We start from the raw sequence: 6,919 nt of genomic DNA, 5'->3' as shown, positions 1-6,919 counted from the left end.
GGGTGGTGCCGGTCGCGGCGGCGAAGGCCCGGCCGAACTGGCGCGGGCTGAGCCCCGCCACCTCGGCGAGGCGGGGCACCGAAAGGTCCGCCGCCAGATGCTCGCGGGCGAACCCGAGGGCGCGGCGGATGCGGTCCGAAGCCGGATCGAGATCGAGCAGCGACGAGAACTGATCCTGCCCGCCCGGCCGCCGGTAATAGACCACCAGCATCCGCGCGACCTGACGCGCCATGTCCACCCCGAGATCGGCTTCGATCAGCGACAGGGCGAGGTCGATCCCCGCCGACATGCCGGCCGAGGTCCAGATATCGCCGTCGCGGATGAAGATGCGATCACCCTCCACCCGAAGGGCGGGAAAGCGCGCCTGCAGCTCCGGTGCCAGCAGCCAATGGGTGGTGACGGCCCTGCCGTCGAGCAGCCCGGCCGCCGCCAGCAGGAAGGCGCCGGTGCAGACGCTGGCCCGGCGCCCCGCCCGGCCGGCCAGCGCGGTGATCGCGCTTACCACCTCGCCCACCCGGGGGATATCGAGCGGCGCCAGGGTTCCCGGCACGATCAGCGTATCGAGCGGCCCGTCCGGCAGGGCTTCGGTCATCACCTCGACGCCCGAGGAGCTGCGGACCGGCCCGCCGCCCAGCGACGCGACCACCAGCCGGTATTCCCCGCCCGAGAGGATGCGCGCGGTATTGAAGGCTTCCAGCGGCCCGGCCAGATCGAACAGCACGAAATCGGGATAGACCAGGAAGCAGAGCGTGCGCGGCATGACCGAAATCCCGGGATCAATGTCGTTTGAGACATTGACACCCGACCCTATCCTGCGGTCAACACCCGGAGGAGAGAAACACCCATGACCATCGCCGCGACACATAAACACCACCACGGGGTCTTCGCGCCGTCGATGGTCGGCATCGGCCTCAGCCTCGCCACCCTGCCGCTGCATCTGCTGATCGCCCATGAACAATCCGTCGAGCTGGCGGCGGTGATGGTGGCGATGATCGGCGCGATCTATGTCGGCTTCGCCATCCAGGCGGGGTCGGTGCGGCAGATCGCGGTCGAATCCGTGGTCGCCACCCTGTTCATGGTGGCGGCGCTGGCCGGCCTGTGGCTGTCACCCTGGGTGATACCGGCGGCCTATGTCCTGCACGGGCTGTGGGACTGGCTGCACCATGACCGCGATCATTCCGCCGATCTGGTCGCGCCCCGGGGCTGGTATCCGCCCTTCTGCGCCGCCTACGACTGGGTCTTCGCCTTCGGCCTCGCCGCCCTCTGGCTGGCCTGATCGCCCTTGCGCTCGATGTCCCGCACTTCTAGTTTGCGGCGCATCGAGCGAGGTTGTGATGACGCTTTCCCCCAAGTCCCTGGACCAGGATATGATCGAAACCCTGACCGCTTTCGCCGGCCGCCTGGCCGATGCGTCGCGCGCGGTGATCCTGCCCTATTTCCGCACCGTGATGCCGGTGGACGACAAGGCCGACCTGTGGGGCGGGGCCAAGGGCTATGATCCGGTGACCGAGGCCGATCGCGGCGCCGAGGCGGCCATTCGCGCCCTGATCGAGGCGGATTACCCGGACCACGGCATCCTCGGCGAGGAATATGGGAAAAAGCAGGGCGCGAGCCCGCTGACCTGGGTGCTGGACCCGATCGACGGCACCCGCGCCTTCATCACCGGCCTGCCCACCTGGGGCACGCTGATCGCCCTCAACGACGGGCGGCAGCCGGTCATCGGCGTGATGGACCAGCCCTTCACCGGCGAGCGTTATGTCGGCACGGAAGCCGGTGCCTTTCTCGGGCAGCGGAAACTGTCGGTGCGGGCCTGCCCCGGCATCGCCCATGCCCGGCTGATGACGACCAGCCCGCATCTGTTCCGAACAGTTGAGAGCCTCGCCGCCTTCACCCGCGTCGCCGACAAGGCCCAGATGGTGCGTTACGGCGGCGATTGCTATGCCTATGCCATGGTCGCCAGCGGCCATGTCGACGCCGTGATCGAAACCAATCTGGAGCCCTACGACATCCAGGCCCTGATCCCCATCGTGCGCGGCGCCGGCGGCCAGGTCACCAGCTGGACCGGCGGCGACGCGCAAGATGGCGGCAGCGTGGTCGCCACCGGCGACAGGCGCCTGCACGAGGAAATCCTCGCCCTGCTGAACGGATAATCAGGAGAGGATGCTCCCGCGCACCCTCTCCGGACATCGACGCCTTATTGCGTAACCGGAGTCGAGGCGGTCTGCGCCTTCAAGCGCATTTCAAGGACGTTCAATTTCGCCTGATTCACCGCATCGAGGACGAAGTTCTTGAGTGCGACCTGACCCGCCGCGGCGATAGCCTCGGCGGCATCGCTGCAGCTGGCGAACATGCTGTCCTCCGAGCCGCCGGTGGCGATTCCCTTGGCGGTCCCTTGGCTTGTCAGGCCGCTCGGCCCAACGACGGCCACGGTTCCATCAATTCCGAGCGACGCTGAAAGGCTGGCGGTCCAGAAGCCCGCAACGGGATTGAAGCTGGCCGACAAGCCACCCTGATAGACGATGATTTGGGCATCGAAGCCCTGGGCCTTCAAGTCAGCCGGCTTCAGCGTATCCGTGATGAACTGGACACTGCCGAAGGACTGGCTGAAAGCGGACTGGGCGGCCGAGGAATAACCTCCCTCCAGGGCCATCGGAAAACTCCAGGCCGAACAGGTATAGCCGGCTGCCTTCACTTCGGTGTTCCAGCCACCGGTCTGAATCCAAACCGCGTATTTGCCCGGTGTCTTGCTGCTGGAACCGAGATCCGTCACCGCAATCGTCGGTGCCTGGACCGTCACATCCTTCGAACACGCCACCGTCATCAAGGCTAGCGCCAGAACCGACGCCAGACGCACAAATCTCATATGCCCCTCCTGCCCCATAAATTGGTCACTTTGGATCGACGACCTTGAGCCCCTGCGGCCGCACGACTTCGCTCGGCAGATCCGTCGCCGACAATACCCGCTGATATCCACCGCTGTTCTGGACGATGATTCGCGTCCCCGGCGGAAGCTTGGGCTCGCCATCGGCGATCTCCTGCACGACCGTCATCGCCACACCGGACTCGAGAACGATGGTGTATTCCAACCCCTTCCGATCAGTTGCCGCCTGTTCTATGACCGCGCCGATAGCCGCACCCACGACAGCCGCGCCCAAGCCGCCCAGCGCCGGCCCGGCGAATCCCTGCCCGACCTGCGATCCTCCGATCGCGCCCGCCGCACCGCCGACCACCGCCGCGCCGCCCGTGTTCTTCCCCGAAATTTCGATCTCACGCACAGAAAGTACGGAACCGAAGGAAACGGCGACACTCTTGCCCACTTCGTCGTGACGATAGACATCCTGCGATGGCCGCTGCGCACATGCCGTCAGGGCGAGCAGCCCCATGAGCGAAAGAGAGAAATGCCTCATGTTAGACACCTTGGTACATTCCCGTTTAGGTGCAACTCAAAAGAAAATACAATCGAGCGAGGCCCGAAAGAAAACACCCACGCTCCATATGGACAAATGGAAGCATTGCCGACAGCCACTCAACGTGAACAAGAGCCTGCATCAACCCGCATACGCGGTCCAGAGGGCTAAATGTCGCTTACATGGCATGTGGCGGCCAGGACACACCCGGATGGGGAACTTCGTCCGTCAGGCCGACATGCGGTAGGTCTCGACATCGACCTCGTCGATCTGTTCCGGCGCGAGGAAGCGATCGGCGTAATCGCGGTAGATGCCGGACGACAGGAACAGCTCGAAAACATCCGGGTCGATATGCCGGCCATCGCGCATTTCGGCCATGATCGACAGGGCGGCCGACAGGGTCTTGGCCCGCTTGTAGGGGCGGTCGCCCGCCGTCAGCGCCTCGAAGATATCGGCGACCGCCATCATGCGGGCGGGCCAGCTCATGTCGTCGCGCGTCAGGCGCTTGGGATAGCCGCCACCGTCCATCTTCTCGTGATGGCCGCCCGCGATCTCGGGCACGTTGCGCAGGCTCGGCGGGAAGGGCAATTCGCTCAGCATCCTGATCGTCACGATGATGTGCTCGTTGATCTTGAAGCGCTCCTCCGGGGTCAGGGTGCCCCGGCTGATCGACAGATTGTAGATCTCGCCCCTGTTGTAGAGATGTTCGGGCACATCGACCTTGAAACCCCAGGGATTGCCGGGGGGCAGTCGCTCCCCCGGGCGGCGTTCGATGATGTGATCGGCCCGGTCGGCCAGGACGGATTCTTCCGCCGGCAGGGGCGGCTCCGGCACCCGCGCCTTGCGATCGCGCTCTTCCCATGACAGGCCGATGCGGTCGCTCAGGGTGCGGTGCCAGCGCCGGGTCGCCGAGATCCGGTGCAGCCGGGCGACATGTCCCGAATCCATGAATTCGCTGCCGACATTGCAGGCGGCGACGAAGGCGAAATCGGCATCGATCGCGGCCCAGTCGGCGGCGAGGCTGGCGAGGCGGGCATCCCGTGGCGCCCCTTCGGCGATCGCCTGCCAGCAGGCGACCTCGGCTTCCCGTTTCACCACTTCGAAGCGGGTGCGGATTTCATGCAGGCGGTCGCTGATGGTCTCCAGCTTGGTCGCCTTGTCGATGACATATTCCGGCGAGGTGATCTTGCCGCAGTCGTGCAGCCAGCTGGCCACGCGCAATTCCTCCCACTGCGCCTCGGTCAGGTCGAAGTCGCGGAAGACCCCGGAACGGGCGTTCACGGCGGCCCCCGCCAGCATTTCCATCAGCGCCGGCACGCGCTGGCAATGGGTGCCCGTGTAGGGGCTCTTGGTATCGATCGAGCCGGCGAGCATGGTGATGACGCCGTTGAACAGGCGCCTTTGCGCGATGATCAGGCGCCTCGTCTCGATGCTGACGGCGGCCGTGCCCGACACCGCCTCGACGACGGCGACGACCTCGGCCGGAATATGCGGCTGATCCTCGCCCGCCGTTTCGATGAGCAGCATCAGCGCGCCGACCGTCTCGCCTTCGCGATTGCGCAAGGGAATGGCGAAGGCGGTGAGCGGCGCCGCATAGTCGAGGCCGGGATAGAAAGCCTGAACCTGTTCCGGGGTCAGCTGGCGGATCTGGCGCCGGCCGCCCAGGGTGCGGATGACGGGATGGTCGGCGGCATCGACATCCTCGGGGTGGAGCACGGGGATGCTGCCCTCGTGATCCTTGCCGGCCCAGCGGGCGCCGGACGGCACCATGCTGCCGTCGGCCTCGGCCAGATAGATGACCCCGCCGCGCGCCGAGGCGAGGCGGCTGGTCTCGTCGATGACGAGGGTGAGCAGGCGGTCGAAATCGCCCTCGCTGGTCAGGGTCGCGGTGATGCCCAGCAGCTGGCGGATGGTCGCCGTCATGCCGTCCATGGCATGGGCCAGTTCGTCGATCTCGATCAGCGGCGTCGCGATCTTGGTCTTCGTATCGAAGCGCAGGGCGCGGATGCGGTTGGCCGCCCGGGTCAACGCCTCGACAGGCCGCGACGCCAGTCCCGACAGAGCCAGGGTGACCGGCACCGACAGCAGGAGAACGAGAAAGGCGATGATCAGCCCCTCGTTCCGCATCCGGTCCGATGTCACCAGCAATTCGGGCCGTGGCGCGGCGATCCCGGCGAACAGGGGGTTGCTGCTGGTGCCGAGATTGCGCAGCAGGATCATCCAGGAGGTCTCGCCGATTTCGGCGTAGCTGGCCTTGCCGTCGCCATTGTTCCGGTTGGCGGCGGCCAGGATCGCCTGTCGCAATTCCCCGGCCACCATGGGCAGCATCACCTCGGATCCATCGGGACTGACCACCGGCTTCGCACCGGCCGGATCGACGATCACCCGGCCGCCGCGATCGAAAATGAAGAGGTCGGCGCTTTTCGTCGGGCGCAGGGATGACAGGGCCAGCGACAGCGAATCCAGCGTGATGTCGATCCCCGCCACCGCGCGTCCGTCCGGCGTCCGGCGGGCGACGCTGGTGCCGATTTCCCGGGTCGTGAAGAAGATGTAGGGATCGACCGCGACCGTCTGCGCCGAAGCGAGGGCCTGAGCATACCACGGGCGCGTGCGCGGATCGAAACGGTAGTCCGGGGCCGGCATCCGGCCGAGCAGGCGTAGCGCCGCGTCGTAGAAGCGATAGCTGCCGCGCGGCCCCTCCTGTTCGATGTCGATCGACTGGACCAGATAGGCGGTCTCGGCCGGGGCGTCACGGGTCGCGGCCAGATCGCGCCGGTAGCGGCGGACCAGCAGGAAGCTGCCATTGTCGAAACCGACATAGGCCGCGGAAACACCGAAGGTACTGTTGACCGCCTGGACCATCAGCGGAAGGCTGCCCAGGCGATCGTCGAGATCCGTCCGGGTCGCCGCCGCGATCATTTCCGCCGCCTGCGCCGCCGCCTCGTAACGGGCATCGATGACCAGACTGATCTCGCCGCCAATATGCTCGAACAGAACCTCGGCGTCGGCCAGCAACATCTGGCGGGTCTGCCAATAACCAAGGCCAACATTGACGACGGCATAACCCGTCATCAATACGAGAAACAACGAAGCGATATAATATCGAAGTCTGGTCCGAGGAAACATTTGCCCGATCCCCTGCGCCTTTCGCAAGCGTACAGCAGGGCGGGTCTTTGACAATGACATCATCGGAAACAGGGAATTATTCCCCGGATCAGAATATTTCGATCGTCGAGCTCAACGAAACGGGGTGAAAATCGCCTGCGGCGTCTTTATTGCGGCGCGGCAATCCGGCTGGCCGTCAAAGACCGAGGGCCGCCTGGCACCACCTGTCGAAGCCCGCCCAGAACAGGGCCCGCAGATCATCGCGTTCCTTCAGGATCTCGTGGCGGGCGGCCTCGATCTCCAGCAGCACGGACCGGGGCAGTCTTGCCGCGACGGCCCGCTCGGCGGCCGGCACCACCACCCGGTCGCTGCCCGCGACGGCGACCAGCACCGGGATTTCCACCGCC

The 6,919-nt window shown here is 65.9% G+C and carries 6 protein-coding genes and 1 pseudogene; 2 read left to right on the top strand and 5 right to left on the bottom strand.

Features of this window, described 5'->3' with window-relative positions; translation table 11 throughout:
- Window positions 1-760, bottom strand: a 760-nt coding sequence (locus tag WAZ62_RS13915; RefSeq protein ID WP_422644137.1) for a GlxA family transcriptional regulator, incomplete at its 3' end; no start/stop codon positions are given.
- Between the two features lie 84 nt (window positions 761-844).
- Here WAZ62_RS13915 and WAZ62_RS13910 point away from each other — a divergent pair.
- Together WAZ62_RS13910 and hisN are read left to right on the top strand one after the other, a co-directional pair.
- Window positions 845-1,276, top strand: coding sequence for a DUF6010 family protein (locus tag WAZ62_RS13910; protein ID WP_422644136.1), 432 nt, complete (start codon window positions 845-847; stop codon window positions 1,274-1,276).
- A 58-nt stretch (window positions 1,277-1,334) separates the two neighbouring features.
- A complete protein-coding gene (gene hisN / locus WAZ62_RS13905; protein WP_422644135.1) occupies window positions 1,335-2,150 on the top strand; it encodes a histidinol-phosphatase in 816 nt (271 codons plus the stop codon).
- 44 nt (window positions 2,151-2,194) lie between these two features.
- On the opposite strand, the gene WAZ62_RS13900 is transcribed toward hisN, so the two are convergent.
- The 4 genes and pseudogenes from WAZ62_RS13900 to WAZ62_RS13885 form a co-directional block, all read right to left on the bottom strand.
- Window positions 2,195-2,863, bottom strand: a complete 669-nt coding sequence (locus WAZ62_RS13900; protein WP_422644134.1) for a hypothetical protein — start codon at window positions 2,861-2,863, stop codon at window positions 2,195-2,197.
- A 25-nt stretch (window positions 2,864-2,888) separates the two neighbouring features.
- Window positions 2,889-3,407: a hypothetical protein gene (locus WAZ62_RS13895; protein WP_422644133.1), complete on the bottom strand. Its 519-nt coding sequence runs from the start codon at window positions 3,405-3,407 to the stop codon at window positions 2,889-2,891.
- Window positions 3,408-3,635: 228 nt separating this feature from the next.
- Window positions 3,636-6,479: an HD domain-containing phosphohydrolase gene (locus tag WAZ62_RS13890; RefSeq protein WP_422644132.1), complete on the bottom strand. Its 2,844-nt coding sequence runs from the start codon at window positions 6,477-6,479 to the stop codon at window positions 3,636-3,638.
- 229 nt (window positions 6,480-6,708) lie between these two features.
- Window positions 6,709-6,919: pseudogene (locus tag WAZ62_RS13885) on the bottom strand (alpha/beta hydrolase); the annotation flags it as partial.

Origin of the sequence: Zavarzinia sp. (assembly GCF_049306435.1) — a bacterium.
GTDB lineage: Bacteria > Pseudomonadota > Alphaproteobacteria > Zavarziniales > Zavarziniaceae > Zavarzinia.
The sequence above is the reverse complement of the archived record's forward strand: the minus strand, read 5'-3'. Positions and strand labels throughout refer to the sequence as shown.

Coding starts and splice junctions, on each gene's coding strand:
- hisN (WP_422644135.1), top strand. CDS start 1,335: ATGACGCTTTCCCCCAAGTCCCTGGACCAGGATATGATCGAAACCCTG.
- WAZ62_RS13910 (WP_422644136.1), top strand. CDS start 845: ATGACCATCGCCGCGACACATAAACACCACCACGGGGTCTTCGCGCCG.
- WAZ62_RS13895 (WP_422644133.1), bottom strand. CDS start 3,407: ATGAGGCATTTCTCTCTTTCGCTCATGGGGCTGCTCGCCCTGACGGCA.
- WAZ62_RS13890 (WP_422644132.1), bottom strand. CDS start 6,479: ATGACGGGTTATGCCGTCGTCAATGTTGGCCTTGGTTATTGGCAGACC.
- WAZ62_RS13900 (WP_422644134.1), bottom strand. CDS start 2,863: ATGAGATTTGTGCGTCTGGCGTCGGTTCTGGCGCTAGCCTTGATGACG.